The organism is Burkholderia cepacia ATCC 25416, assembly GCF_001411495.1.
GTDB classification, from domain to species: Bacteria; Pseudomonadota; Gammaproteobacteria; order Burkholderiales; family Burkholderiaceae; genus Burkholderia; species Burkholderia cepacia.
Genome location: NZ_CP012982.1, coordinates 1,721,188 through 1,746,260, shown reverse-complemented (window position 1 = coordinate 1,746,260; position 25,073 = coordinate 1,721,188). Strand labels below are relative to the sequence as shown.

Annotated in this window: 21 protein-coding genes and 1 pseudogene; 9 read left to right on the top strand and 13 right to left on the bottom strand. The window is 65.5% G+C overall.

Annotated elements, in window-relative coordinates; all coding sequences use genetic code 11:
- Positions 1–115 precede the first annotated feature (115 nt).
- The 5 genes and pseudogenes from APZ15_RS25115 (at position 116) to dctA (ending at position 5,524) form a co-directional block, all read left to right on the top strand.
- Positions 116–1,543, top strand: a complete 1,428-nt coding sequence (locus APZ15_RS25115; protein WP_027790152.1) for an MFS transporter — start codon at positions 116–118, stop codon at positions 1,541–1,543.
- A 144-nt stretch (positions 1,544–1,687) separates the two neighbouring features.
- The gene (locus APZ15_RS25110) at positions 1,688–2,890 is read left to right on the top strand and encodes an MFS transporter (RefSeq protein ID WP_027790153.1); all 1,203 of its coding nucleotides are present in this window, start codon (positions 1,688–1,690) and stop codon (positions 2,888–2,890) included.
- 44 nt (positions 2,891–2,934) lie between these two features.
- A pseudogene (locus APZ15_RS42255) lies at positions 2,935–3,221 on the top strand (helix-turn-helix domain-containing protein); the annotation flags it as partial.
- 17 nt (positions 3,222–3,238) lie between these two features.
- Positions 3,239–4,162 (top strand): LysR family transcriptional regulator, encoded by a 924-nt coding sequence (locus tag APZ15_RS25105; protein ID WP_027790154.1) that lies wholly within the window; start codon positions 3,239–3,241, stop codon positions 4,160–4,162.
- 33 nt (positions 4,163–4,195) lie between these two features.
- A complete protein-coding gene (dctA, locus tag APZ15_RS25100; protein ID WP_027790155.1) occupies positions 4,196–5,524 on the top strand; it encodes a C4-dicarboxylate transporter DctA in 1,329 nt (442 codons plus the stop codon).
- 24 nt (positions 5,525–5,548) lie between these two features.
- Here the strand turns inward: dctA and APZ15_RS25095 are convergent, their stop codons facing one another.
- The 3 genes from APZ15_RS25095 to APZ15_RS25085 form a co-directional block, all read right to left on the bottom strand.
- On the bottom strand, positions 5,549–6,331 hold the full coding sequence (locus APZ15_RS25095; RefSeq protein ID WP_027790156.1) for a substrate-binding domain-containing protein: 783 nt from the start codon (positions 6,329–6,331) through the stop codon (positions 5,549–5,551).
- Positions 6,332–6,381: 50 nt separating this feature from the next.
- A complete protein-coding gene (gene tcuC / locus APZ15_RS25090) occupies positions 6,382–7,677 on the bottom strand; it encodes an MFS transporter (RefSeq protein WP_027790157.1) in 1,296 nt (431 codons plus the stop codon).
- A 337-nt stretch (positions 7,678–8,014) separates the two neighbouring features.
- Positions 8,015–8,548, bottom strand: a complete 534-nt coding sequence (locus APZ15_RS25085) for a winged helix-turn-helix transcriptional regulator (RefSeq protein WP_049098464.1) — start codon at positions 8,546–8,548, stop codon at positions 8,015–8,017.
- A gap of 231 nt (positions 8,549–8,779) precedes the next feature.
- On the opposite strand from APZ15_RS25085, the gene APZ15_RS25080 reads away from it, so the two are divergent.
- The 4 genes from APZ15_RS25080 to APZ15_RS25065 all read left to right on the top strand — a co-directional run bounded on the left by APZ15_RS25080 (position 8,780) and on the right by APZ15_RS25065 (position 13,166).
- The gene (locus tag APZ15_RS25080) at positions 8,780–9,874 is read left to right on the top strand and encodes an NmrA family NAD(P)-binding protein (RefSeq protein WP_027790158.1); all 1,095 of its coding nucleotides are present in this window, start codon (positions 8,780–8,782) and stop codon (positions 9,872–9,874) included.
- Between the two features lie 69 nt (positions 9,875–9,943).
- On the top strand, positions 9,944–10,546 hold the full coding sequence (locus tag APZ15_RS25075) for a hypothetical protein (RefSeq protein WP_049098466.1): 603 nt from the start codon (positions 9,944–9,946) through the stop codon (positions 10,544–10,546).
- Positions 10,547–10,616: 70 nt separating this feature from the next.
- Positions 10,617–11,825, top strand: coding sequence for an alpha/beta fold hydrolase (locus APZ15_RS25070; RefSeq protein ID WP_226128303.1), 1,209 nt, complete (start codon positions 10,617–10,619; stop codon positions 11,823–11,825).
- 936 nt (positions 11,826–12,761) lie between these two features.
- Positions 12,762–13,166, top strand: coding sequence for a hypothetical protein (locus APZ15_RS25065; RefSeq protein WP_027790160.1), 405 nt, complete (start codon positions 12,762–12,764; stop codon positions 13,164–13,166).
- 459 nt (positions 13,167–13,625) lie between these two features.
- On the opposite strand, the gene APZ15_RS25060 is transcribed toward APZ15_RS25065, so the two are convergent.
- The 10 genes from APZ15_RS25060 to APZ15_RS25015 form a co-directional block, all read right to left on the bottom strand.
- Positions 13,626–14,915, bottom strand: coding sequence for an acyl-CoA dehydrogenase family protein (locus tag APZ15_RS25060; protein WP_027790161.1), 1,290 nt, complete (start codon positions 14,913–14,915; stop codon positions 13,626–13,628).
- Between the two features lie 173 nt (positions 14,916–15,088).
- On the bottom strand, positions 15,089–15,763 hold the full coding sequence (locus tag APZ15_RS25055; RefSeq protein ID WP_226153285.1) for a TetR/AcrR family transcriptional regulator: 675 nt from the start codon (positions 15,761–15,763) through the stop codon (positions 15,089–15,091).
- A 164-nt stretch (positions 15,764–15,927) separates the two neighbouring features.
- Complete coding sequence (locus tag APZ15_RS25050) at positions 15,928–17,412, bottom strand: NAD(P)/FAD-dependent oxidoreductase (protein WP_027790163.1); 1,485 nt, start codon at positions 17,410–17,412, stop codon at positions 15,928–15,930.
- 11 nt (positions 17,413–17,423) lie between these two features.
- Positions 17,424–18,665 carry a thiolase family protein gene (locus tag APZ15_RS25045; RefSeq protein ID WP_027790164.1) on the bottom strand — a complete coding sequence of 414 codons (1,242 nt, stop codon included), beginning with the start codon at positions 18,663–18,665 and terminating at the stop codon, positions 17,424–17,426.
- Positions 18,666–18,690: 25 nt separating this feature from the next.
- Positions 18,691–20,244, bottom strand: coding sequence for an AMP-binding protein (locus tag APZ15_RS25040; RefSeq protein WP_027790165.1), 1,554 nt, complete (start codon positions 20,242–20,244; stop codon positions 18,691–18,693).
- Positions 20,245–20,286: 42 nt separating this feature from the next.
- On the bottom strand, positions 20,287–21,417 hold the full coding sequence (locus tag APZ15_RS25035; RefSeq protein WP_027790166.1) for a saccharopine dehydrogenase family protein: 1,131 nt from the start codon (positions 21,415–21,417) through the stop codon (positions 20,287–20,289).
- Positions 21,418–21,590: 173 nt separating this feature from the next.
- Complete coding sequence (locus APZ15_RS25030) at positions 21,591–22,262, bottom strand: c-type cytochrome (RefSeq protein ID WP_027790167.1); 672 nt, start codon at positions 22,260–22,262, stop codon at positions 21,591–21,593.
- The gene (locus tag APZ15_RS25025) at positions 22,263–23,744 is read right to left on the bottom strand and encodes a flavin monoamine oxidase family protein (RefSeq protein ID WP_027790168.1); all 1,482 of its coding nucleotides are present in this window, start codon (positions 23,742–23,744) and stop codon (positions 22,263–22,265) included.
- Positions 23,745–23,780: 36 nt separating this feature from the next.
- A complete protein-coding gene (locus APZ15_RS25020; RefSeq protein WP_027790169.1) occupies positions 23,781–24,749 on the bottom strand; it encodes a WD40/YVTN/BNR-like repeat-containing protein in 969 nt (322 codons plus the stop codon).
- A 31-nt stretch (positions 24,750–24,780) separates the two neighbouring features.
- Complete coding sequence (locus APZ15_RS25015; RefSeq protein ID WP_027790170.1) at positions 24,781–25,065, bottom strand: hypothetical protein; 285 nt, start codon at positions 25,063–25,065, stop codon at positions 24,781–24,783.
- Positions 25,066–25,073: the final 8 nt, after the last annotated feature.

Below are 25,073 nucleotides of genomic sequence, written 5' to 3'. Positions count from 1 at the left end.
GCGCCGTATCGACGGGCCGCGGTCAGGTCGCACGACGGAGTCGACACATCGGGCAGTGACGACTCCCCGCATCACCCGCCTTGCCCGGCACGCATATCAATATCCGGAGACGACGATGACCACGACCTTGCGAGACGAGCCCAGGGGCAGGCACCAATCGAGAAAAGCCGCCATCAGCGGCTGGATCGGATCGGTGCTCGAATACTACGATTTCTTCATCTACGCCACGGCATCGGCTCTGATCTTCCCGCAGATATTCTTTCCGCATGGGAGCCCCACGACGGCCATCATCGCGTCGCTGGCCACTTACGGCGTCGGCTACGTGTCCCGCCCGATCGGCGCGTTCGTGCTGGGCCACCTCGGCGACACGCGCGGACGGAAAACCGTCCTGCTGTTCTGCATGTTCCTGATGGGCATCTCGACCGTCGGCGTCGGCCTCCTGCCGATCTATCAGCAGGCCGGGCTGATCGCGCCCGCCTTGCTGGTGACGCTTCGCCTGCTGCAGGGTTTCGCCGTGGCCGGCGAGATCACCGGCGCGAGCTCGATGATCCTGGAGCACGCGCCGTTCGGCCGGCGCGGCTACTTCGTCAGCTTCACGCTGCAGGGCGTGCAGGCCGGGCAAGTGCTGGCCGCCGCCGTGTTCCTGCCGCTCGCCTACTACATGCCGTCCGCGCAATTCGATAGCTGGGGCTGGCGCATTCCGTTCCTGCTGAGTGCGCTGGTCATCGTCGCGGGCCTGATCATTCGCCGCGAGGTCGACGAGTCGCCAGCCTTCGACGAAGCGGTACGCAACCGGTCGCAAGCCGGCTCGCCGGTGGCCGACGCTTTCAGGCACCACTTTCCCGACATGCTGCGCGTGGCCTGCATGTCGATGATGAACGTGATTCCGGTCGTCGCCACGATCTTCGGCGCGGCCTATGCGGTTCAGCCTGCATATGGAATCGGATTCCAGAAGGATGTCTATCTCTGGATCACGGTGATGGGCAATATCGTTGCGATGATCGTGATTCCGTTCGTCGGCAACCTGTCCGATCGCATCGGCCGCCGGCCGCCGATCATCGTCGGCTCGCTGGCCGCCGGGCTGCTCGCGTTCGCGTACCTGTATGCGATCAGCATCCGGAACGTGCCGCTCGCATTCGTGATGTCGATGCTGATGTGGGGCGTGGTGTACCAGGGCTACAACGCGGTATTCCCCGCCTTCTACCCGGAACTCTTCCCGACCCGCACGCGCGTCTCGGCGATGGCCATCGCGCAGAACCTCGGTACCGCGGCCACGGCGATGCTGCCCGCGCTGTTCACCGCGGTCGCGCCGCCCGGCGCCCATCACGTCTGGCTGATCGTTGGTGCGATCGCGTTCGGCATCACCGTGATCGCGTCGCTCGCGGCCTGGAGCGCACGCGAGACCAGTCGTGTCCATTTGAACGATCTGGGCCGAGCGAACGCGCAACCGGTCGGCAAGGCAGAATACGACCTGCTGCGCGCCGAGGCGCTGTCGCACGATCGCGTCGTGCGCGAACCCGTGCCCGGATCCGTCGGCAGCTAGCCGGCGTTCGGCGGGGCGTCGGGTTCGGCGCCCCTTCCGCCCGGCCATGTCAGCTCGCCGCGGCCGCCCTCGCCGGACGAGCAACCTTGCGTAACCGCAGCCCTTACTCGAAGCTCGATGCCCGATACCGTGTCGAAAACCGCCATGCCGGACTCCACGCGACCCGCTCGCCTGAACTTCGCGCTCATGTTGCCGCTTCTGCTGGCGGCCCAGCCGGTGGCGACCGACAGTTACCTGCCGGCGCTGCCCGAAATCGCCGCCACGCTGGGCTCCGCCAGTGTCAGCCTCACGGTTTTCGCGCTGATATTCGGTGTCGGGCAATTGCCGATGGGCAGCCTTTCCGACCGGTTCGGCCGCCGCCCCGTCCTGCTGACCGGCCTTGCGCTCTATGCGCTGTCCGCACTGGCCGCTGCGCTGGCCTCGACCGCGGCGATGCTGGTGGCCGCTCGCGCGATGCAGGGGCTGGCCATGGCCGCGATACTGGTATGCGCCCGTGCGACAGTGCGCGACCGGTATTCGGCGGGCGACGGCCCGTACGTGATGGCGCGCGGTTTCATGGGGATGGGGATGATGGCGTTCCTCGCCCCGATCCTCGGTGCGTATGTCGCACAGCAAGCCGGATGGCGATGGGTGCTCGCCGGGATGAGCGTGTATGCGCTCGGGTTGCTCGTCATGTGCTGGTACGGCTTCGAGGAAAGCTTCGCGCGAAGCGCGCCGAGCCGGGACTCGAACCGGGAGGTGCGCGAGATACTCGGCAATGCCCCGTTCAGGGTATGGACGCTGCTGGCCGCGTCGACGTACACCGGCATGTTCTGCTTTCTGCTGTTGTCTCCGGCTATCTACATCGGGCAGCTCGGCATCTCGCCCCAGCGTTATGGCTGGATACCGGCTGGCGGTACGCTCGTCTATGTCCTGAGCACGTTCGGCTGCCGCGTGCTGCTGCGCCGTCAAAGCATGTTGCGAACGGTGCGGCAAGGCGCAACGCTGAGCCTCTGCGGCGCGGTGATCCAGGCATTGGGGTGCGCGCTGCTTCCCGGCAGCATCTGGCCGCTGCTCGTCGGGCATGGCGTGTATTGCCTCGGCCACGGAATCCATCAGCCGTGCGGGCAGGCAGGGGCAGTCAGCGGCCTGCCTCACCTTGCAGGCCGCGCCGTATCCTGGTCCGGCTTCATCATGATGTTCTTCGCGTTCAGCGTGGGACAGACGGCAGCGGGATTCGCCGATCCGCGTTACCAGTCGGGCGCGTGGCCGATGGTTGTGCCGATGCTCGTCGTCGGCGTGACGCTGGTGACGATTGCGTATGCGTGGCTGCCAAAAGTCATCCACGCGACCTTGGTCGCCAGGTAATCTCCTCGATTTCCACGATCTGTCGCAGCGCAAGGATCACACGCGTCAAAGAGACCGGGCTCTCACCGGCCCGTTACGTGCCGGCTGCGCGGGTCGGGCGTGCGAAGGCACGGCTGGAGCGGGCCGACTGGCCGCTCGAACGGATAGCCGAACGATCGGGATCCACAAGCGTGGACGCGTTACAGCGTGCGTTTGCAAATGCGTCGGCGCATCGCCGCGGGACTATCGTGCGCGGTTCGGGCAACCACGGCGGGCAAACCCGAAGACATCGGTTTCAGGCAACGCAACGCGCATGGCGCCGGCAGAATCATGCACAATGCACCGCATCTGAGTGGCGGAGATTTGCCTGTGGGGATCAACTTCGATTTAACCGACTTGCAGGCATTTCGCGCCGTAGTGGAAACGGGGAGCTTCCGAAAGGCCGCCGACGCAGTCAACATCTCCCAGCCGGCCTTGAGCCGTCGTATCGACAAGCTCGAGGAAGCGCTCGGCGTACGGCTGTTCGAGCGCACCACGCGCAGCGTCTCGCTCACCACGGTCGGTCGCGTGTTCGCGCAGAGTGCCGAACAACTGCTCGACGATCTCGATGCCGCCCTGCTCGGCATCCGCGACGTTTCATCGAGCCGCCTCGGCCATGTGACGATCGCATGCGTGCCGTCGGTCGCCTACTACTTTCTTCCCGCCATCGTCGCGCGCTATCATCAGCGCTTTCCGCGCATCAGGGTGAAGCTGCTCGATGCAAGCGCCAACGAGGTGCTCGGGGCCGTCATCAGCGGCGAGGCGGATTTCGGCGTGAGCTTCATCGGCAGCCAGGAGGCTGAGATCGAGTTCAAGGTGTTGCTCCAGGAACGGTTCGTTGCCGCCTGTCGCCGCGACCACCCGCTCGCACGCAAGAAGCGCGTGACCTGGAACGAGCTTTACGAGCACGACTATGTGTCGGTCGACAAGACTTCCGGCAACCGTCTGCTGCTCGACCAGGCGCTGACCGCCGTCGCGCCGCGCGCGCCGAGCGTCTGCGAGACACGCCACGTGACGACCCTGCTCGGATTGATCGAAGCGGGGCTCGGCGTCGCCGCGGTCCCCTCGATGGCGATGCCTGGGCATGACCACCCGATTCTCACGAGCGTGCCGCTGGTCGAACCGGTCGTCAAACGACGCGTGGGAATCGTGAAGCGGCGCGGACGACCGCTCACGCCGGCCGCCGAGGCGTTTCATCGGATGGTCATCGAGGCGAAGCGTGGCGGGACCGCAAGCAGTGGCGCATCGGCGTAACGACGACAGAGAGACACGAAGGAAGACCGGACAGTGAGGTTGGCCAGGCCGCTTGGATCGCTTTACGTGCAGGTTCTGCTCGCGATGATGCTCGGCATGGGCATCGGTCACGCATGGCCCGCGGCGGGCGCGATGCTCAAGCCCCTCAGCGATGCGTTCGTCGGCCTGGTCAAGATGACCATCGCCCCGATCGTCTTTTGCACGATCGTCTCGGGCATCACGTCGCTGGCGAACGGGAAGGCGATCGGCCGCACGATCGTGCGGGCACTGGCGCTCTTCTATCTATTGACCGCCGCTGCGCTCGCGATCGGACTCGTCACCGCATATGTGCTGCAGCCCGGCGCCGGCATGCACGTCGACGTCAGCCACCTGGATGCAGGCATCCTCGCTCCGTATGCGAAGCATGCGGAGCCGCGGGGCCTTGTGGAGTTCGGGCTGAGCGTGATTCCGGACACGATGCTCGGCGCGTTCGCCAAAGGCGAAGTGTTGCCGGTGCTGCTGCTGTCGCTGTTGTTCGGCTTCTCGCTGAATGCGCACCCGCGGGCCGGCCGGCCCGTTCTTGCGCTGATCGACGGTGTCGCCCAGGTCGTCTTTCGCGTGCTCGCGATGATCATGCGGCTCGCGCCGCTCGGCGCATTCGGCGCGATGGCGTTCACGGTGGGCCGTTTCGGCATCGGTTCGGTCGGCTCGCTCGCGAAGCTGATGGCGTCCTTCTACGTGGCCTGCGTGCTGTTCGTCGCGCTGGTGCTCGCACCGCTCGCGCGACTGCACGGTTTCGCGCTGTGGCGGCTCTTGCGCTACATGCGCGAAGAATTGCTCATCGTCCTCGCGACGTCGTCCACGGAGCCCGTTCTGCCGCGTCTGATCGTCAAGCTGGAAGCACTCGGCTGCGACAAGGGCATCGTGGGGCTCGTGCTGCCGGCGGGCTATTCCTTCAATCTGGACGGTACCGCGATCTATCTGACGCTCGCGGCATTGTTCATCGCCCAGGCGTGCGACGTGCCGCTCTCCGCGTCGCAGATCGCGGTGATGCTCGCCATCATGCTGCTCACGTCAAAGGGGGCGGCCGGTGTTTCCGGCAGCGGGCTGGTGGCGCTGGTCGCCACACTCGCCGTCATGCCCGACCTGCCCGTCGCCGGCGTCGCACTGCTGGTCGGCATCGATCGCTTCATGTCGGAGGCGCGCGCCCTGACAAGCGTGATCAGCAATGCCTGCGCGGTGATCTTCGTTTCGCTGTGGGAAGGTGCGTGCGATCGCATGCGGCTTGCGCAGAGGCTCGCCATGGCCGGCCCGGCATCCCCGAACGGGGCCGATGAAGGCAGTACCGCAGGGGATGCCGGCGGCAACGGGAAGACTTTGTGACACAAGCCTTCCCGCGGGTCGGACTCAATGCGCGGGGACGGCATCCAGTCCGGTTGTTTTCACGTCAGCCTGCACGCCGGGCGACGCCAGATAATCGAGCAGCGCCTTCGCTTCCTTCGGATGCTGCGCGCCGACGGGGATGCCGGCAGCGAAGCGCGTGACGGACTGCAGCGATTCGGGAATCTTGCCGACGAAGGTCGCACCGTGGACGGGCAGCAGCTCGCTGACCTGCTGGAAGCCGATTTCGTAGTCGCCGTTCGCGACGACAGAAGCCACCGGAATCCGCGGGATCATCTTCGCCTTGGACTTCACCTGCTCCTCGATGCCGAGTTTCTTGAACAACTCGCGTTCGATATACACGCCGCTCGCGCTGTCCGAGTAGGCGATCGACTTCGCGTGCAGCAGCACCTGCTTGAGACCTTCGGTGGTGCTGATGTCGGGTTTTGCCGCGCCGTCGCGCACGACCATGCCGATGCGCGAATCGGCCAGCTCGACGCGGGATCCCGGGATGACCTTGCCTTGCTTGATCAGTTCGTCCAGCGCGTAACCGACCATGATGACGGCGTCGGCGGGCTCGCCGCGCGCGAGCCGGTTCGGAATCGCTTCGGGCGACTTGCCCATCGACGGGCCGAGCGCGGTGTCGAGCGTATTGCCGGTCGTGGACGCGAACCGCGGGCCGAGCAGTTTATAGGCGGCCGTGAAGCCACCCGAGCTCATCACGTGGAGCTCGGCCGCCTGCACGTTGGCCGCAAACGCCGCGCTGGCGACGAGCGCGGTCGCGCAAAATTTCAGGAGCTGATTTCTCATGGTCGTGGTCATGCGAATTCGTGTGTGGGGGTGAAGTTTCGGATGGGCTATCAATGCGCCGGCGTGAGCGTCGCCGTGCGGTGACGGTAGAGCGCGAACGTCGCAAGCAGCGCGCACACCGCGGCGAAGCTCATCCAGTAGCCGGGTGCGGCCTTGTCGCCCGTCATGTGAATGAGCCCGGTCGAGATGGCCGGCGTGAAGCCGCCGAACACGGCCGTCGCGAGGCTGTAGGCGAGCGAGAAGCCCGCGACACGCACCTGCACCGGCATCACTTCGGTGAGCGCGACGACCATCGCACCGTTATAGATCCCGTACATGAACGAGAGCCAGAGCAGGACGAGCAGCATGTTGGCGAACGACGGCGCGTGAGCAAGGAACGACAGCGCCGGATAGGCGGTCAGGACGGTGAGCATCGTCATGCCGACCAGCAGCGGCCGACGGCCGAACCGATCGGACAGCGCGCCGCCGATCGGCAGCCACACGAAGTTCGACACGCCGACGCAGAGCGTCACGAGCAGGCTGTCGGCGGTGCTCAGATGCAGCACCGTCTTGCCGAAGGTCGGTGCGTAGACGGTGATCAGATAGAAGCTCGTGGTGGTCATCGCGACCAGCATCATGCCGGCGACCACGACGCCCCAGTTCTGAACCAGCGTGCCGAACACTTCCTTCATGCCAGGGCGATGCTTGCGCGCCTTGAATTCCTGGGTTTCCTCCAGGTTGCGGCGCAGCATGAAGATGAACGGCACGATCATGCAGCCGACGAAGAACGGCACGCGCCATCCCCAGGTGGCGATCTGCGATGCGCTCAGCCACTGATTGAGCGCAAAGCCGAGGCCCGCCGCGATGACGATCGCAACCTGCTGGCTGGCCGATTGCCAGCTGGTGAAGAAGCCCTTGCGGCCGGGCGTTGCCAGCTCGGCGAGATAGACCGATACACCGCCCAGCTCGGCGCCTGCGGAGAAGCCCTGCAGCAGCCGCCCGATCAGTACGAGCACGGGCGCCAGCAGCCCGATCGACGCGTAGCCCGGCACGAACGCAATCAGGATGGTGCCGCTCGCCATGATGGACAGCGTGACGATCAGGCCCTTGCGGCGGCCTACCTCGTCGATGTACGCGCCCAGCACGATTGCGCCCAGCGGCCGCATCAGGAAGCCGGCGCCGAACACGGCGAAGGTCATCATCAACGAAGCGAACTCGCTTTGCGCAGGGAAGAAGACATTGGCGATCTGCGTGGCGTAGAAGCCGAACAGGAAGAAGTCGAACTGCTCGAGAAAATTGCCGGCCGTGACGCGAAAAATCGCGGCGGCCTTCGAACGTTCGGCCGGAAGGCTGGACGAGGGGTGCATCGAGGTGTCTCCTGAAAATCCGGAAATATGCGGGGCGGGTCGATTGTGGTTTTCCGGAATGTTCGCTCGACGTCGATCAAACGATAAGTGCGATTTTTGGAAGAATTGATGCAAGGAGGTTATCAATCGTCACGGCCTCGCCAGTTTCGATCAGCGCCTGCACGGCGTGCGACGTCGGTGGGCATCACGAGATGTCGAGCTGATCAAGCGAAACACTCGGCGAGGGCCGAGGACGCGCTGCTCGCCAGGATCGCCCACGATCGCCGGCGCAGCATGCTGCCTGACGAGGTGTCCGAGAAGGACCCGATGGAGTTCGACGGAGAAACCCGGGCAACCATCAAGCAGGCGATCGTCCGCCTGGCGGATCTGCTTTTTGGCGACGCCGGTTACCGTGCGACAGGCGCCAGCGGACCAGTTCGTCCGCGCCGGGACCTTCCTGGATCTCCAAATCCGCCGCGTTGGTCTGCTCCCCCGTCTCCTGATCGATAAAGCTCCACCTCACCTCGGCTCCCGTCTTTCGATTCACGAACTTCATCGGAGGCGCCGAAGCTCCGGAAACTTCCAGACTGTCCCCAATCTGGGCGAGTACCGGCATCACCGGGGCGATCTGCCAGCCCTTGTGAGTCAGGAGATATTCAAATCGCTCCGGATTCACCTGATAGCGCCTACGCTCAACGAGGCCGTTGGCCTCCAGATGCTTGAGCCGGTCGCTGAGCGTCGCGTTGGTTATGCCGGACGACTGGCGAAACTCGTCGTACCGGCTGAGCCCGCAGACAAGGTCGCGAAGTATCAGCAAGCCCCATCGGTCACCGATCGCCGCCATGACGCCGGCAATCGGGCACACCATTCCGTCAAAACCCTTCGAGCGCATGAGCCGTTTCCCAGATTAGCCCCGGCGATCGTCGCCGAGGGTGAGTCTCATTATAAGAGTCGCGCAAACGTCGACAGGACGTTTCCACCCAAGAGCCCGTCGCCTTCCCGGTTCAAGTGCCGAAAAGTTCTTGTCTTGTGGGACACTCACTCTTATTATAAGAGTGAGTGTCCCACTTGTTGACCGGCATCGTCGGTGGGCGTCCGTAGCATCGAATTCAAGGAAACCATCATGCCTTCCCATGCCACTTCCAGAATCTTCGTCATCGGTGGTACAGGCGCGCAGGGCCTGCCTGTCATCAGCGCGCTCGTCGCGGACGGCAAGTATTCCGTTCGCGCGTTGAGCCGAGACCCCGATTCCCGGCGCGCCAAGGCGCTGCTCGCACTCGGCAACGTGTCGATCCTGAAAGGCACGTTTGCCGACGAAGCCGTTCTGCGGGCAGGCTTTCGCGGCTGCGACGGTGCGTACATCAATCTGGACGGGTTCAACACCGGCGAGAAAACGGAGATCTACTGGGCGATGCGTTGCTACGAAATCGCGCTGGAAGAAGGCATCAAGTTCTTCGTGTATGGCAACCTCGACTACGCGCTCAAACAGGCCGGCTACGATTCGCGCTTTCGTGCTGGCCACTACGACGGCAAAGGCCGCGTAGGCGAATGGATCCTGTTCCAGAACCAGACGAGCCGGGAGCGCATGGGCGCGGCCGTGTTCACCACCGGGCCATACATGGAGATGGCCATTTCGGCGATGACGCCGATGATGCCCTTCGTCGAGGACGGAGTCGTCACCTGGCGCGTGCCGCTCGGCAACGGTGCGGTGCCGCATGTCGCACTGGAGGATTGCGGCTACTACGCGCGCTGGCTGTTCGATCACCCGGAGCGCGCGAACGGCATGGATCTCCAGGTCGCCATTGAGCATGTCGCGTACGGGAAGCTGGCCGAGGCGTTCGAACGGGTAACGGGGCATCCTGCGCGCTACATCGACACGGATCTGGACACTTACTGGAACGGCCCGCTCAAGATGGCGGCGAACTCGCCCGCCGGATACAACGCGGACCCGAATGACAAGAGCACGATGAGTTTCCGCGACAACTTCACAGGATTCTGGAACATCTGGAAGCACGACGTCATCCGCCGCGACTACGCGCTACTCGACGAAATCCATCCGAACCGCATCCGGACCGTCGAGCAATGGCTTCGACGAGAAGACGAGCGTGGCCAGCAGCAAGGCAAAGGAAGTCTCTGGGAGCGGGTGCAGCCGGAAACCCTGTTCAAGTCGGTGCCGCTTCTGAAGCTGTCCGAAGACGGCAGAAAAGGCGCGCTTTAATCTACGGCATCACGTCCAGTAGATACCGGGAATTCGATCAATGTTTAGTTAACCTAATGGGCTTCGGAAATGAATCAGATCGTCGAGATCCGGAAGAACGGCGGGACGGGCTTGCTGGGTGTGCTGATCGTCTGGGGATTAGCCGTTGCCGCGGCGGCCGAAGCGGGGGTTTATCGAGCGGTCTACCCGCTGGGGCTCGCCTGCCTCATTGCCCTCGGTATCGTGGCGCCAGTTGTCGTTTATTCGATGTCCCGGAGCTTTCGCACATACATCGCGACCATCGGGCTAAGAACGCTGACTGCGTTTCATATCTGGCGAATTGCGGCCGCGCTGGTCTTCTTCTGGTACGGGGCGCACGATCTCCTGCCGGAAGCATTCGTCAGGAACGCCGGCTGGGGCGACCTCATCGCGGGGTTGATGGCGTTCGGCGTCACCATGCTGCCGAAAACGCGCAACCGGTATCTGATCTTTCATCTGTTCGGGTTCGCAGATTTCGTCGTGGCGGTCGGTACGGGATTGACCTACTTCCTGCTCAATGATCCCCGCATGTCCGGCATCCAGACGCTGCCGATGGCATTGATCCCGTTCTACGGCGTCGGAATTTCAGGAGCGAGCCACATCATGGCGTTCGACCTGCTGCGCCGCCGCCCGAGCCTTTCGAACGTGCGGTGAGGCTTGCCGAAGCAACGGCGCTAGTGCCCCCTGTACGAAACCGCTTCTTCAATCGGACAAGGAAATCATCGTGAACTTTCGTCGTACCCGTGCCGCAGCCAGCGTGCTGTTCGGCTTGCTGCTGTGCGGCCCCACGTTTCAGGACACCGCGTCGGCGCAGCCCGGTATCCCGTCGGCCGCCTCCGCCGGCGAAGCGACGGCGCCGTGGGACCAGCGCGCGAATCCGACGGCCGTTGAGGCCGATGCCTGGTTCGACAACTACCGGTTCCGGGATGGCGAGACGCTGCCCCGGCTGCGGATCCACTACGCAACGCTCGGCACGCCGCATCGCAATGCCCATGGCGCCGTTGACAACGCCGTCCTGGTCCTGCACTGGACCGGCGCGGACAGTCGAACGCTGCTGAGTCCGACTTACACAAAAGCCCTGTTCGACCGGGGACGTCCGCTCGACGCGAATCGCTACTACCTGATTTTTCCCGACAACGTGGGCCACGGCCAGTCGAGCAAACCGAGTGACGGGTTAAGGGCGAAATTTCCAAACTACGATTACGGCGACATCGTCGATCTCCAGCACAAGCTGGTGACCGAAACCTTGGGCATCGAGCATCTTCACGCGATTCTCGGCATGTCGATGGGCGGCATGAACGCCTGGCAATGGGCGGAAACATATCCCGACATGATGGACGGCGTCATGCCCGTGGTCTCGCTACCGATTACGGTCTCGGGCCGCAATCTGCTGTGGCGGCGCATGGTGATCGACGCGATCCGCTCCGATCCCGACTGGAAGAGCGGGGAGTACACGCAAACGCCCCGCGGCTGGGTCCAAGGCTTCGGGGTGTTGCGAATGATGATCGACAGTGCGACCGCGCTACAGCAGGAAATTCCGGACGGCGCGGCGGCAAGCAAGTTTCTCGCGACCGTGCGCTTCCAGGCGGAGCATGTCGACGCGAACGACATTCTTTATTCGCTCAAGTCATCGTTTGACTACGATCCCGAGCCAGGGCTTTCCAGGATTCGGGCCAAGCTGTTTGCCCTGAATTTCTCCGACGACGAATTCAACCCTGACACCCTGCGCGTTCTCGAGCGACTTGTGCCGACGCTTCAGCATGGCCGGTATCTGGTGCAGCAGGGCACACCGTCGTCGCCGGGCCATTTCACGATGACTCGTCCCGATCTTTGGGCGCGGCATGTGGGCGAATTCATGCAATGGCTGGGCGATGCTCCCTCGCAAGCGAGTCTTGGCGATATCTGGCCGATTCCGGTTTCAGCCGGCTCATGATGTGTTCTACGAGGGATGGGTCCGCGGCGACCGCTTCTGAATCTCGATGACGCAATTGAGCGGTCTATTGAAGGATCGGCCAGTGGCAGCCACTGGCCGAGACTGTATAGAAACGCGTTCGATCACCTGGGCTGGATCAATCCGTTCCGATGAGAGGCGACGATGGGGCGTTTTGTCGACGGCGAGGACCGCAAGCAAGTAACGTTGCGTCCCGAATGTCTTGATGACTTCATCGCCGAGGACAGATCACTCCCGCTACACCGCTTGCATGAATTGAGCAGATCTCCCGACTGGGCCAGCGAGCGCTGGATCAGTTCGTTGGCCTGGGTATCGAGGGACGGCACCTTTTCGGGCACAGCAACGACCGAACCCATAAGCCCGACGATCAGGTCGGGCGGTTCGATCGCATATCCGCTGGGCGCGAGGACCCGGTTCACGTGGCGCCAGGGCGGCAGCCCCATATCCGGATGCAGTCGATCGATACCGCATATGCCGTCATGCAGGCACTCGGCAAAGAGTGCGGCGTTATCGGCGAACCGTCACTGAAATTCAAGAGCGTTGAATTTTCGCTACCCAGAAAACACCACAAGTTTCGAGCCGCGCCACACCTGCAGCGCTCGATGCGCAACGCTCGTACAGTGCCCGCCCAGTTGGTGACCCATTTGTTACATCGCTGGAACACAATCTTCGCCCCTCCTACTCGGCGGTTGCTCCAACAAGCGTGTGTAGGTTGGCAAAAAAGGTGGCCTCTGCGGTCCATGCAAATCAAGGACTTGGCCATCTTTTCTGCGAATTTCGCTGCTGAAAAGCGGCAGAAAAGGTGATCTTTCCCTATAAAATTTGCAGAAAAATTGGCCCTTGATCGCAGATCGCTCTAGATGTTTTTTAAAATCAGTGACTTACGCGCACGACGGAACCCAAGAAAGGGCGGCGCTCATGGGATCCGACATCACCTGCAATTCGGCACCGCCCAGCGATTTCATGCAATTCATGGCGTCTATGCGAGATCCAGACAGCCCCGATCCGATCATCTCGGCCAGGCGTTTCGCGGCCGCTCTGCATATCGATATGCAGACGCTGGCGCGGCTCGCCAATGTACATCGCAACACAATTGGCCGCCTGTCAGGATCGGAGAGTGCGCAGAAGTTCCTTCGGGACGCACTTCGGATCATCCGTGCTGCAACCGACGTCTCCGGTGACGTGCCGAGCTCTCTCTTCTGGTATCGCAATGAGCCCTTGCCACCCTTTGACTACAAGACTGCCGAACAGCTAATTTCGGAGGGACGTACAGACGACTTGCTCCGCTATATCACGTCGCTTGAGACAGGCGCCGCAGGATAAGGCAGTGGGCACCTGTTGTGAGTCCGTAAAATTGCGGCTACCCTTATGCTTCAGCCGGTCTAGGGCCGGCGACAAGAAACAGGGTGCGGGGCATACTGGCTTGGACGTTGTTCCGCAGTAAGTTTCCTGCCCCAACTCTTCAAACGCCCGCCCGCAGAGCGGGCGTTTTCCTTTTCGTTCTCGTTGACAGTAGAGCCGCTCGAGACTGTGCGCTTCGGACACACTCGAACATCATGAACAAGAGTAGTCACGCACTCCTAGGTGGATTAGTCGGCGCCTGAATTGCGCAACTCCCAGCGATGATTGACAAAGCCGCATCGCCGGGAGCTGTTTCGTTCGTATAGATCCTGGCGGTTTGAATCGAAGATCGTAGACGATGACGCTGCATGCGGCGCATGCCTGCAATGGGCAACGCGTACCCCTGCCGATCCGGCGCACGCCCTGGCCTATCGGACGGCCTTACTCACGCGCCCATCCATTCTGATAAAGCTGTCCGGCCAGCACGCCGAGGCGCGACGCGAGTACGTAGTTCTCGCCGTCCTCGATCAGCGCCGAACGCACGTCGCGGAACAGCTTCTCGATCGGGAATTCGCGCGTGGTGCCGTTGCCGCCGAACAGCTGGAACGCCTCGTGCGTGATCTTCATCGCTTCCTCGGTCACGCTGACCTTCGCCTGCGCGGTCGCATAGGGATGACTCTGCGGCGACATCCGCGAGAACGCGAGGCTGCGGCGCGCGATCGCGCGCGCCATCTCGAGCCGACGCAGCATCTCGCCGATGCGCAGGTGCGTCATCTGGTGATCAATCAGCAGCGCGCCGCCCTGCTTGCGCTCGTGGCAATACGCGAGCGCCAGTTCGAACGCGGCCCGCGCCGCGCCGACGAACACCTGGCACATGTGCGTGCCCGCATACGACCACGTCGACGCAAGGTTGCCGAGATAGTCGTCCTTCAGCGCGACTGCGAAGCGCTTCGGTACCTTCACGTTGTCGAAATAGATCTCGCCCTGCGGCAGCGAGCGCTGGCCGATCTTGTCGAGCGGCTTGCCGCGCGACACGCCGGGCAGATCGAGCGGCAGGATCATCGCGATGCCGTTCGTGAACGCGCTGCGTTCGCCTTCGCCGTAGAAGCCGTCGCCGTAGTCGGCCGCCATGTACGCGAGCGCGACCTGCGCGACGGAGCCGTTCGAGATCCACGCCGAGCTTTGCCCGTTGATCACGATCTCGTCGGCGCCGACCTTCGCCGTTACGTTGCCGACCGGCTGCCGGCCGTTCCCGGCGAGCTCCTGCCGATACAGGATCGCCGCGTCCGACCCGCGGTCAGGCTGCGTGTTCATCCAGCAGCCGACCTTGCCCGCGCACATCTCGACCAGTTCGGCGTTGCCGACCGTGTGCGCCATCATCAGCGGCATCGTGGCCGCGCCGATCGACACGGCGAGGCCCGAATCGCCCCAGCCGAGCTCCTCGCCGATCAGCGACTCGATGCGCACGGCCGTCTCCGGCGGAAACTGCGCGATCAGTTGCGGATCGAGCCCGAGCTTCGCGCTCTCGACGATCGCGGCCCAGTACGGCGAGCCCGGCGCGATCACGTCCTCCGCCGTCATCCGGTCGAGCTCGCGGCCGATCGGCCGCAGCACGTCGCGCGCAAAACGATGAACCGTGTGCTGGATTGCGCTTTCCTCTTCGCTCAGCGGCGTCTCGAAGCCGGTCAAGCCGACCACGGGCAGCGCTGCGGACTTGTTCAGACGAATCATCTCCGTTCTCCTCCTGGACTCGAATCATGTCGGCCCGGCAGCGGACGCGCCCGGCCATCCCATATCTAGTAATACATACCAAACATAGGTCATAATGACAAACACTGGAAGCAAAAAAAAGACAGGGTATTCCCCTGTCTCCGTTCGCATGGCCGCGGCGGCGGATCGCGCCGTTATTTGCCCGCGGGCGCCGTCAGTGTGCCGTAGGCGATCGCGCGCGACGTCGCGATGAAATACGCATCGAGCGCCTGCGTCTGCCGGCCGGTGCCGTACTGCATCGCGAGGCCATCGGCCAGTGCGATCAGCATCGTCGCCGCATGCCGGCTGTCGGCCGCGCTGAACGCCGGAGTGACCGCGCGCAGCAGTTGCGCGAGGTCGCGCGTCAGCGTCGCGTACCACTCGTCATAGAGTTTGAAACACTCGGGATCGGTGGCCGCAAACGACAGCAAATGCCGGAATAGTGCGTTGTACTTGGCATCCTTCGCATCGGAGACCGAGCGCTGCATGATCTCCTCGAACACGTCGCGCGGCGACGCTTCGCTGCTGATCGCGCGCTTCATGTCGTCGAGATACGCCTGGATGACCGGCTCGATGACGGCCCGCAACACGGCGATGCGCGTCGGGAAGTAGTACTGCAGATTGCTGACGCTGATCCCTGCCGCCGCCGCAACCGCGCGCTGCGAGAACTCCAGCGGCCCGCCTTCCAGCAACAGCTTGCGTGCGACGCGAATGATCGTGTTGCGCGTGCGCAGGCCCTGCGCCCGCAAGCCGTCGGTGTTGCCGGCTGCGGCGGTGGGAGTCGAAGTGCGCCGCTTTCTCGTACTGCGCGGCTCGTTGGACACTGTCATCGTGTTCGTCGTGAAGAGGGCGTTTCGGCTTCGTCGAATGGATGCTCCGTGCCTTACGGAGCGCCAACGACTATACCCGATGCGCGCTGCATTTTCCATCGAGCCGCCCTGCGTCAGGCGGCCCGGCCGGATCCACGTGTGCGTGTCGCGACGATCGCATGCCGCTACACCGGCCGCACCTTGCGGTTCACGCGTTCGTCGAGCAGGTTCGCGACGCCGAGCATCGCGGTCATCGCACACCACCGCAGCGGCTCGGGCGGCACCGACGGCGTCTTGTGCGTCAACGTGTCGAGCAGCGGCGATCGCCCATCGTGAATGCGCTCGGCCAGCACGCGCCCGATCAGCGATTGCGTGCCGACGCCATGCCCCGAACACCCGGCCGTGTAGAACACGTTGCCGTGCGCGCCGGCCACACCGACCACCGGCAACGCATCGCCCGCGAACGAGATGTAGCCGCTCCAGCATGCGCGCACCGGCACGTTGCCGAGTTGCGGAAAGCGCGTGTGCAGCGCCTTCAGCAGCGCGCGATACGCGTCGTCGTCCGGCACGTTCGGCGTCTGCGAGCCATACACGTAATGCAGCCGCTTGGTCGTCAGCAACAACGTGTTGCGCGCGGTCAGGCGATGGCTCTCCATCGTCAGGTGCGGCGTGACGATGCCCTCGCGATTCGGCCAGCCGAGCGCCGCGAGCTGCGCGTCGGACAGCGGCTCGGTTTCGAGCGCCGACACGCGCAGCGGCATCACCTTGTCGCCGAGCAGGCCGAGCTGCGGCGTGTACGCATTGGTCGCGAGCACCAGCACCGGTGCACTCGCGCTGCCGCGTGCGGTGCGCACGCGCACCGTCTCGCCCGCGTCGAAATCGAGCAGCGCGGTGTTCTCGTACAGCTTCACGCCCGCCGCGAGCGCCGCGCGCCGCAAGCCCGTCACGTACTTGCCGGGATCGAGCGTGCCGCCGCCCGGCACGTATGCGCCGAACAGGAAGGCCGGCGGAATGCCGCGTTCGCGCATCGCCGCGCCATCGAGAAACTGCGCGGGCGAGCCGAGTTCGATGCCGGTGGCCATGCTTTCGCGCAGGCGCTTCTCCTGCGACGGATGCACGCCCGCGCGAATGATGCCCGACGCACGGTAGTCGCAGTCGATCGCGTATTCGACGAGCTTGCGTTCGACGTATGTGACGCCCTCGTCGTAGAAACCGACGATCCGCTTGGCCTGTTCGTGGCCGACCCGCTTGAGAAACAGCTCGTATTCGAGTCCCTGGCCGCCGGCGAGATAGCCGGCGTTGCGCCCGCTCGCGCCGAAGCCCGCGAATTCGCGTTCGAGCACGACGACGCTCGCGCCGCGCGCCGCGAGTTCCAGCGCGGTGGACAGACCGGCGAAGCCTGCGCCGACGACGATCACGTCCGCCTGCATGTCGCCTTCAAGCTCAGGTTGCGCGCGCTCGGGCGCGTCGATCCAGCCGCCGACGGGACGATACTTCCGCAACGCGGCGTCGGCGCGCATTTCCTCGCCCCAGCGCGCGAGCGGCCCGGCCGCGTCGGCGCCCGCCGCCTGCATCGACGCCGCCGCGCCGACCCCGCCCGACGCCTGTCGCGTCGTCTGCCCTGCCTGCGCTCCCTGCCCGAGCGCGATTGCGCCGTGTGCGTCGCCCATGTCCGCCTCCGTCAGTCCCTGCTGAGAATGTGAATCGCCAACGCGGCCTCTTCGACGCCCTGCAAGCCGCCGCCGTTTTCCTGGATCGCATGACGCGCGCCGTCCACCTGCCGCGCACCCGCTTCGCCGCGCAACTGCGTGACCAGCTCGTACAACTGCCCGATGCCGGTCGCGCCGAGCGGATGGCCCTTCGATTCGAGGCCGCCCGACGTGTTGATCGGGATGCGCCCGCCGAGCGTGAACTCGCCGCGCTCGGCGGCCGGACCGCCTTCGCCGAGCGGCACGAAGCCGAGGTTCTCGGCCTGGATGATTTCGCCCATCGCCGACGCGTCGTGCACTTCGGCCACGTCCATGTCCTCCGGCCCCACGCCGGCCTGCTCGTAGGCCTGCAACGCGGCGAGCCGGCCGATGTGCTTGTGCGGCTCGTCGATGCGACGCCGCGTGAAGCTGCGGATCACGCTCGCGGCGATCCGGATGCAGCGGCTGCGATCGGCGCCGATGCGCTCCAGCCCTTCCTCCGTGCACAGGATCGCGGCCGCCGCGCCGTCCGACAGCGGCGCGCACATCGGCAGCGTGATCGGGTACGTGATCGGCGCGGCCGCCAGCACCTCGTCGATCGTGAACGGCTGGCGGAACTGCGAATACGGGTTGTGCACCGAATGCCCGTGGTTCTTCGCCGACACGGCCGCGATCTGCCGCTGCGTCGTGCCGTACGTGTGCATGTGGTGCCGGCACATCGCCGCGTAGATCTTCATGAAGCGGCTGTACGGGCGCTCGGACTCCGAGCCGGGCGGCAGCTCGATCCCTTCGCCGAGCCGCGCGAGCGTCGCGAAATTCTCGTCGACGCGCGATACGTCCCAGCCGGCCTCGAACAGCGCGAACGATTTCGCCTTGTCCGCGACGTTCATCTTTTCCGCGCCGAGCGCGAGCGCGACGTCGCACGCGCCCGACTGCAGTTCGCGCACGGCGAGGTGCACGGCCGTACTGCCGGATGCGCACGCGTTCTCGACGTTGAACACCGGAATGCCTTCGAGGCCGATCTTGCTGAACACGACCTGGCCGGGGATCGACAGTTGCCCCTGCAGCGGGCCGTTCGTGATGCCCGCATAGAACGCGGCGCGGATCGCGTCGGCGTGGCAACCTGCGTCCCGCAATGCGCGTTGCAGCGCCTCTCTCGCCAGATCGTCGAGGCTGCGGTCGAGATGCCGGCCGAACACGGTCATCGCGATACCGGCGATGTAGATGTTGCTCATCGTATGGAATCCATATGAAGCAGGTTCAGATCCTGCGTTGCTGACCCTGCCAGTACTGTTCGCGCAGGTCCTTCTTCAGCACCTTGCCGGCCGTGCTGCGCGGCAGCGCCGCGACGAAGTCCACGCTCTTGGGCGCCTTCACCGAGCCGAGCTTCTCCTTGCACAGCGCGACGAGCTCTTCCGCGCTCACCTGCTGCCCGGCATTGAGTTCGACCACGGCCTTCACGGCCTCGCCCCATTTGTCGTCGGGCACGCCGATCACCGCGCAATCCTGCACGGCCGGATGCGCCCAGATCACCTGCTCGATCTCGCTCGGATAGACGTTGAAGCCGCCGCTGATGATCATGTCCTTCTTGCGGTCGGTGATGTGCAGATAGCCGTCGCGATCGAGATGGCCGATGTCGCCGGTGTGCAGCCAGCCGTCGACGATCGTCTCGGCCGTCTTGTCCGGCGCGCGGTAGTAGCCCTTCATCACGAGGTCGCCGCGTACGCAGATCTCGCCGGTCTCGCCCTGCTTCAGCAGCTCGCCGCACTCGCCGACGATCTCGACGCGCACCAGCGGGTTCGGGCGGCCGACCGACGCGAGCCGTGTGTCGGACGCGAGCTTGCCGTCGACAAAGTGCTCGGCCGGCGTCAGGTACGAGATCGACGCGGGCGCCTCGGTCTGCCCATAGCCGCCCGTCATCACCGGGCCGAACACGTCGATCGCGCGCTTGAGTTTCTCGACCGACATCGGCGCGGCGCCGTACAGGAAATAGCGCAGCGACGAGAAGTCGACCTGCTCGATGCCGGGGATGTCGAGCAGCCGGTAGATCACGGTCGGCGGCAGGAAGAACTCGGTCACGCGGTGCTTGACGATCGCACCGAGCAGCAGCGCCGGGTCCGGCTTCGGCAGCACGACCACCGTGCCGCCGCGCGCGGTGCACGGCAGCGACATCATGCCGGCCGTGTGCGTCATCGGTGCCGCGGCGAGATTCACGGGGCGCGCATCGTCGTACGTCATCGCGATCATGAATTGCGCGAAGTACGTTTGCAGCGAACGATGCGTGTTCATCACGCCCTTCGGCGCGCCCGTCGTGCCGCCCGTGGCCGACAGCGCGACGACGTCGTCCATCGCGTAATCGACGGCCGGCGGCGTCGCCGGCTGGTGCTCGCTCCACGAAGCCAGCGACGGTGCCCACGGCAGGTCGGCGTCGAGGCACACCCACAGCCGGATCTTCGGCAGGCTCGGCCGCAGCGCATCGATCGCGGCCGCGAATGCCTGATGGAAGAACAGCACTTCGCAGTCGAACGCATCGAGCACGTACTGGTTCTCGGCCACCGCGTTGCGGCCGTTCACCGGGATGTACGCGAGCCCGGCGCGCCACATCCCGAGCGCGCAGCTCCAGCCGATCACGTCGTTGTCGGCCCACACCGCCGCCTTCGCCTCCTTCGCGAAGCCGGCGGCGAGCAAGCCGTTGGCGATGCGGCACGACAACTCGCCGATCTCCTGGAACGTGTAGTTGCGATCGTCCTGGATGTACGCGATGCCGTCGGGATTGAGCCGCCAGCCGCGGTCGTAGAAATCGATAATGGCCATGTCACAAGTTCCGTTGGGTCTGGTCCGGTGCGGCGGCGGCCGTCACAGTTGCGTGACCGTCGCGCGCGCGAGCCCGCGCTGTTCGAGGAAGCCGAGCAGGTAGCGATGGCCGAATGCCTTCGAGCCGGACGCGAAGCCGGTGCGCGCGGTATCGCCGTCGAGCAGCTTGAGCACGCCGGCCGCGTGAATCGCGCCCGTCGAGATGTACGGCGTGACGCCGTGCACGGTCGCGCGCACCGCCGCGAGCTGGCCGCGGCCGATCGCGACATCGACGCTGCGCTGGATCGTCGTGCGCTCGCGCGGCGGCATCGTCGGCGTGGTCGACGCGACGACCTGCTTCAGCACTTCGTCCTGTTGCTCGCGCGGCAGGTGCTTGTATTCGGCTTCCCACTTCTGTCCGAACTGGTGCACCAGCTTCATCACGTTGTTGTCGTAGAAGCCCACGCACGAGATGCAGCTGCGCACGCGCGCATCGTGCTCGAAATAGACGGGCAGCGACGTGCCGCCCCACGGCAGGCAGAACACCGGCTGCATCAGCTCCGGCGTCGCGACGGTGAACGACGCGTCCGCGGCGTGCGGCACGAGCGCCTTCTCCCACAGGTAGCAGGACTCGTGGCGCGCGCCGTCGAAGATCGTCGCGGTCGAGCCGATGCTCACGCCGGCCGCGCCGCGCGGGCCGCGCGTCAGCGTGGCCGTCTCCAGCGCATCGATGCCCGGCGTTTCGAGCGCGAGCTCGGCGGCGATCTCGGCGAACGTGTACATGTACGCGTTCGACGACGACACCAGCAGGCCGGCCTGGCGATACTGCTCACCGAATTCGTCGCGCACCGCACGGATATACGACTGTTCGCCGGTCGTATCGAGGTGGTGACAGCCGGCCTTCAGCGCGGCCTCGACGCCGACGAGCCCGAAGCTCGAGAACGGCCCGACCGTGTTGCACACCACCTTCGCCCCGCGGAAAGCCTTCACGAGCGCATCGACGTCGTGCTCCGCCTCGATGATTTCGTATTGCGCGGATTCGAGCCGCACGACGCGCTGCGCCATCATTTCCTTCGCGCGGCCCGCATTGCGCGCGACCGCCGTGAACGGGATGTTCTGGTCGATCAGCCAGTCCATGATCAACATGCCGGTGTAACCGCTTGCGCCATAAACGACGACGGGGTGCTTAGCCATGGTTGTCTCCTGAAACGTGAATTGTCGAGAACCGGTTCGGTTCGAGGTCGGGTACTGCTGCTTCGTATCCGGCGTGCCCTTTTGTAGAACACATTACCTATCTTAGGTCACTATGACAAAGTAAACGGCAAAGAAAAAGGCAGGGTATTCCCGGCCCTGACGCGTTTCGCGCATCACTTCGCCGCTCCGTCCGGCGACAGGCCGGCCAGATAGTGCGCAACCGCACGCGTGTCGTCGCCCGACAACGTCGCGGCCAGCGCGTTCATCGCGCCGGTCGGATCGTGCCGCTCGCCCGAGCGGAACGCCGCCAGTTGCGTTTCCAGGTAAAGCTGCCCTTGGCCGGCGAGGCGCGGCGCCGGATCCTTGCCGGTCAGCGCCGCGCCGTGACACGCGCGGCAGCTTCGCGCCTCCACGAGCGCCATGCCCCGCTTGTCGAGCGCCACGTCGGCCGGCACGGCCTCGTTGCGCGCCGGCGCCTGCCGCGCGAAATAGGTCGCCAGCGCGGCGATCTTCGCGTCGTCGAGTTCGCGCGAAAGCGGCCCCATATACGCGTTGCGGCGCTGGTCCGTGGCGAACGCGCGCAGTTGCGCGGCGATATACGTGGCCGGCTGGCCGGACAGCGACGGATACCACGCGTTCTGCGACTGCCCGTGCACGCCGTGGCAGAAGAAACACGTCTCCTGCGGCCGCGGCCACGCGCCGCCGTTGACCTTGTCGGCTTCGCCGATCGCGGCCATCGACTTCTGGTAACGCATGCCGTCGACGAGGTCGGGTCCGTACAGCGTGCCGGCTGCCGCCACGCCCGCGATCACGAGCGCCGCGCCGATCATCCAGGTTCGTTTCATTCAGGCCTCCCGTCCGCGGCCGGCCAGTTTGCCGAGCGCCTGCAACGCCGCGCGGTGTCCGGAGCGCACCGCGCCGTCCATCGCGCCGGCCCACAGGTCGGCCGTCTCGGTGCCCGACCAGATCAGCCGGCCGGCTTCCGGGCGCAGGAACTTGCCCCATTTTGTCCAGAACCCGGGCGGCAACGGGTGGATGCACTGCAGCGTCCACGGATCGACGCGGCCCCAGTCGTAGTCGTGGAACTGCGTCGGATGCAGCGCCTTGTCGCCGAGCGCGCGCGCAAAAATGGCCGACAGCGTCCGCTCGGCGGCCTTCGGCTCGGCCGGCAGCGCGCCCGGCGCGACGAACGCGGCGAGCACGCCGACCGAGCCGTCCGGCGGCGAGTTGTCGTACGCCATGAACACCGGGCCGCCGACCTCGAAGATCTGTCCGTTGTAGCCGTCGTCGCGCCAGAACGGCCGGTCGTACACGTGCACCGTCTTGCGCATCGGCGCATTCGCCGGCCAGTTCCGCTGCAACTGCGCGCGGCCGTCCGGCAGCGGCGGATCGAACACGATCTGCTGGCACAGCGCCGGATTGAGCGCGACGATCACCCGCCGCGCGCGCAGCACGCCGCGATCGGTCTGCACGTCGACCACGTCGCGATCCCAGCCCGAGATCTTGCGCACCGGGCAGGACAGTTGCACCTTCGACGCGCCGAGTTCGCTCGCCATCCGGATGCTCAGCACCTGCGAGCCGCCGACGAAGCGCGTTTCCTGTGCGCCGCCCTTGGTCGATTCGAGCTTCGCGTAGTCGCAATCGGCGCTGTTGATCATCGACAGGTAGTGCAGCAGCCCGAGCTGGGCCGGTGCGCCGCCGAGCGACAGCTTCGCCGCGAGGCCGAGAAAGTAGCCGTCTTCATAAGTCACGCCCTGCTTGCGCAGCCAGTCGCCGTAGGTCAGCTTGTCGAGTTCCGCCGCGTGCTGCGCGGTCCACGGCTCGCGCGACGGCACGCCGCGGGCGAGTGCGCCGAGCTTCGCGCCGAGCGCGTCGTCGCCGCCCGATCCGCCGTGGAAATCCTGGGCGACGCGCGCGTCGCCGGCCAGCACGACGGTCTTGCCCGCGTAATAGGTCGGGAACGTATCGACGCCGAGTTCGCGGGCGAGGTCGGCGATCGCCGTCTGCCCCGGGCCGATCCACTGGCCGCCGGCTTCGGACACCACGCCGTGCCCGAGATCGTGGTTGTAGGTCCGCCCACCGACGCGATCGCGCGCCTCGACCACGACGAACGATTCGCATCCGGCGCGCTGCAGGTCGCGCGCGGCGGTCAGCCCCGCGAGCCCGGCGCCGATGATGACGACGTCGAACACGCCGCGATCGGCGGCTGCCGGCGCCGCGCCTTCGGCGAACGACACCTCGCCGGCGGCGAGCGACGCGGCGCTCGCGGCCGCGACGCGCAATATCCGCCGTCGGGCCTGCATGTCCGGCTTGTCCTTGCTTTTCATCTTGCGTACTCCATCCTTCCTTTTTTCGGATTCAACTCACGGCGCGGCCAGCACGCCGTCCTGCGAAAACAGCACCGGCTTGCCGCGCGCGTCGATCAGCGCGGCGGTGAGCGTCGCGCGATCCGCGCGCTGCGCGACGTCGAACGGGCCGCCCGCGACGCGCTGCGTGAACGTCAGTCCGTCGAGCCCAACGCCGACCAGCCCGCCGCCGGTCGCGACGAGATCGGTGATCGAGCTGTGCGCGCCGGTATTCAGCGCGGTCCATGTCGCACCGCCGTCGTGGCTCTCGAACAGGCTGCCGAGCAACCCGCCGACCACGATCCGGCCGTCCGGCATCGCGACGCCCGACCACAACGTGCCCTTGCCGCCCGTTGGCAGATAGACCCAGTTCGCGCCACCGTCGGCCGACTTGAGCACCATCCCCTGTTCGGACACGACGTAGAGCGCCTGTGCGGCATCGGCAAACGCGTGATAGAGATTGCGGTCGGCCTTGCCGCCGCCCGGCGGCTTCGGCAGCGTCGTGCGCGCCCACGTCTTGCCGCCGTCGTGCGTCTGCAGCATCAGTGACCACAGGCCGACGGCAATCCCGTCCCGCGCGTTCGTGAACAGCACCGAGAACAGCGGCTGGTCGACCGACGTATCGAGCCGCTGCGTGACCCACGTGTCGCCGCCGTCGTAGGTCGCGAGAATCGCGCCCCACTGGCCGACGGCCCAGCCGTGCTTCGCATCCGCGAACGACACGGCCGACAGCGCCGCCGCAACCGGCACGCGTCGCGCCTGCCGCCAGGTCTTGCCGTCGTCGTCGGACAGCAGCACGATGCCGTGCTCACCGACCGCGACGATCCGCGATCCGGCGCGCGCCGCATCCATCAGCATCCGGTGCGTCGGCGCGGCCCACGCATGCGCGGGCTTCGTGGCCCAGGCCGCCACCGTTCCGTCCTGAGGTTGCGCGAAGGCCGCCGCGGCGGCGCACAGCGCGGTACAGGCAATGAGCGTCTTGATCATGGATGAACCTCCGTAGGGGTGTGCGCGGGCATCAGTGGCTGAACAGCACCGACCAGCCGGCATGCGCGACGCCGAGCGCGATGACGGGCGGCTTGTCGGCAACCTGCGCGGCCGCCGCCTGACGTCCGGCGTCGCCGTCGTTCGACGACGGGGCCACGGCCGGTTCGCCGCCCGTGGCGTGGCGCACGCTGACGCGTTGCGCGTTGGTTGCGAACGCGCGGGCCGGCGCGGGCTGTTGCGCAACCGTTTCATGGAAGCGTGCGAAGCCTGTCGCCACGAGGCAAAGTGCGCCGCACACAGCAAAGGTCTTGACCATGACTGGAT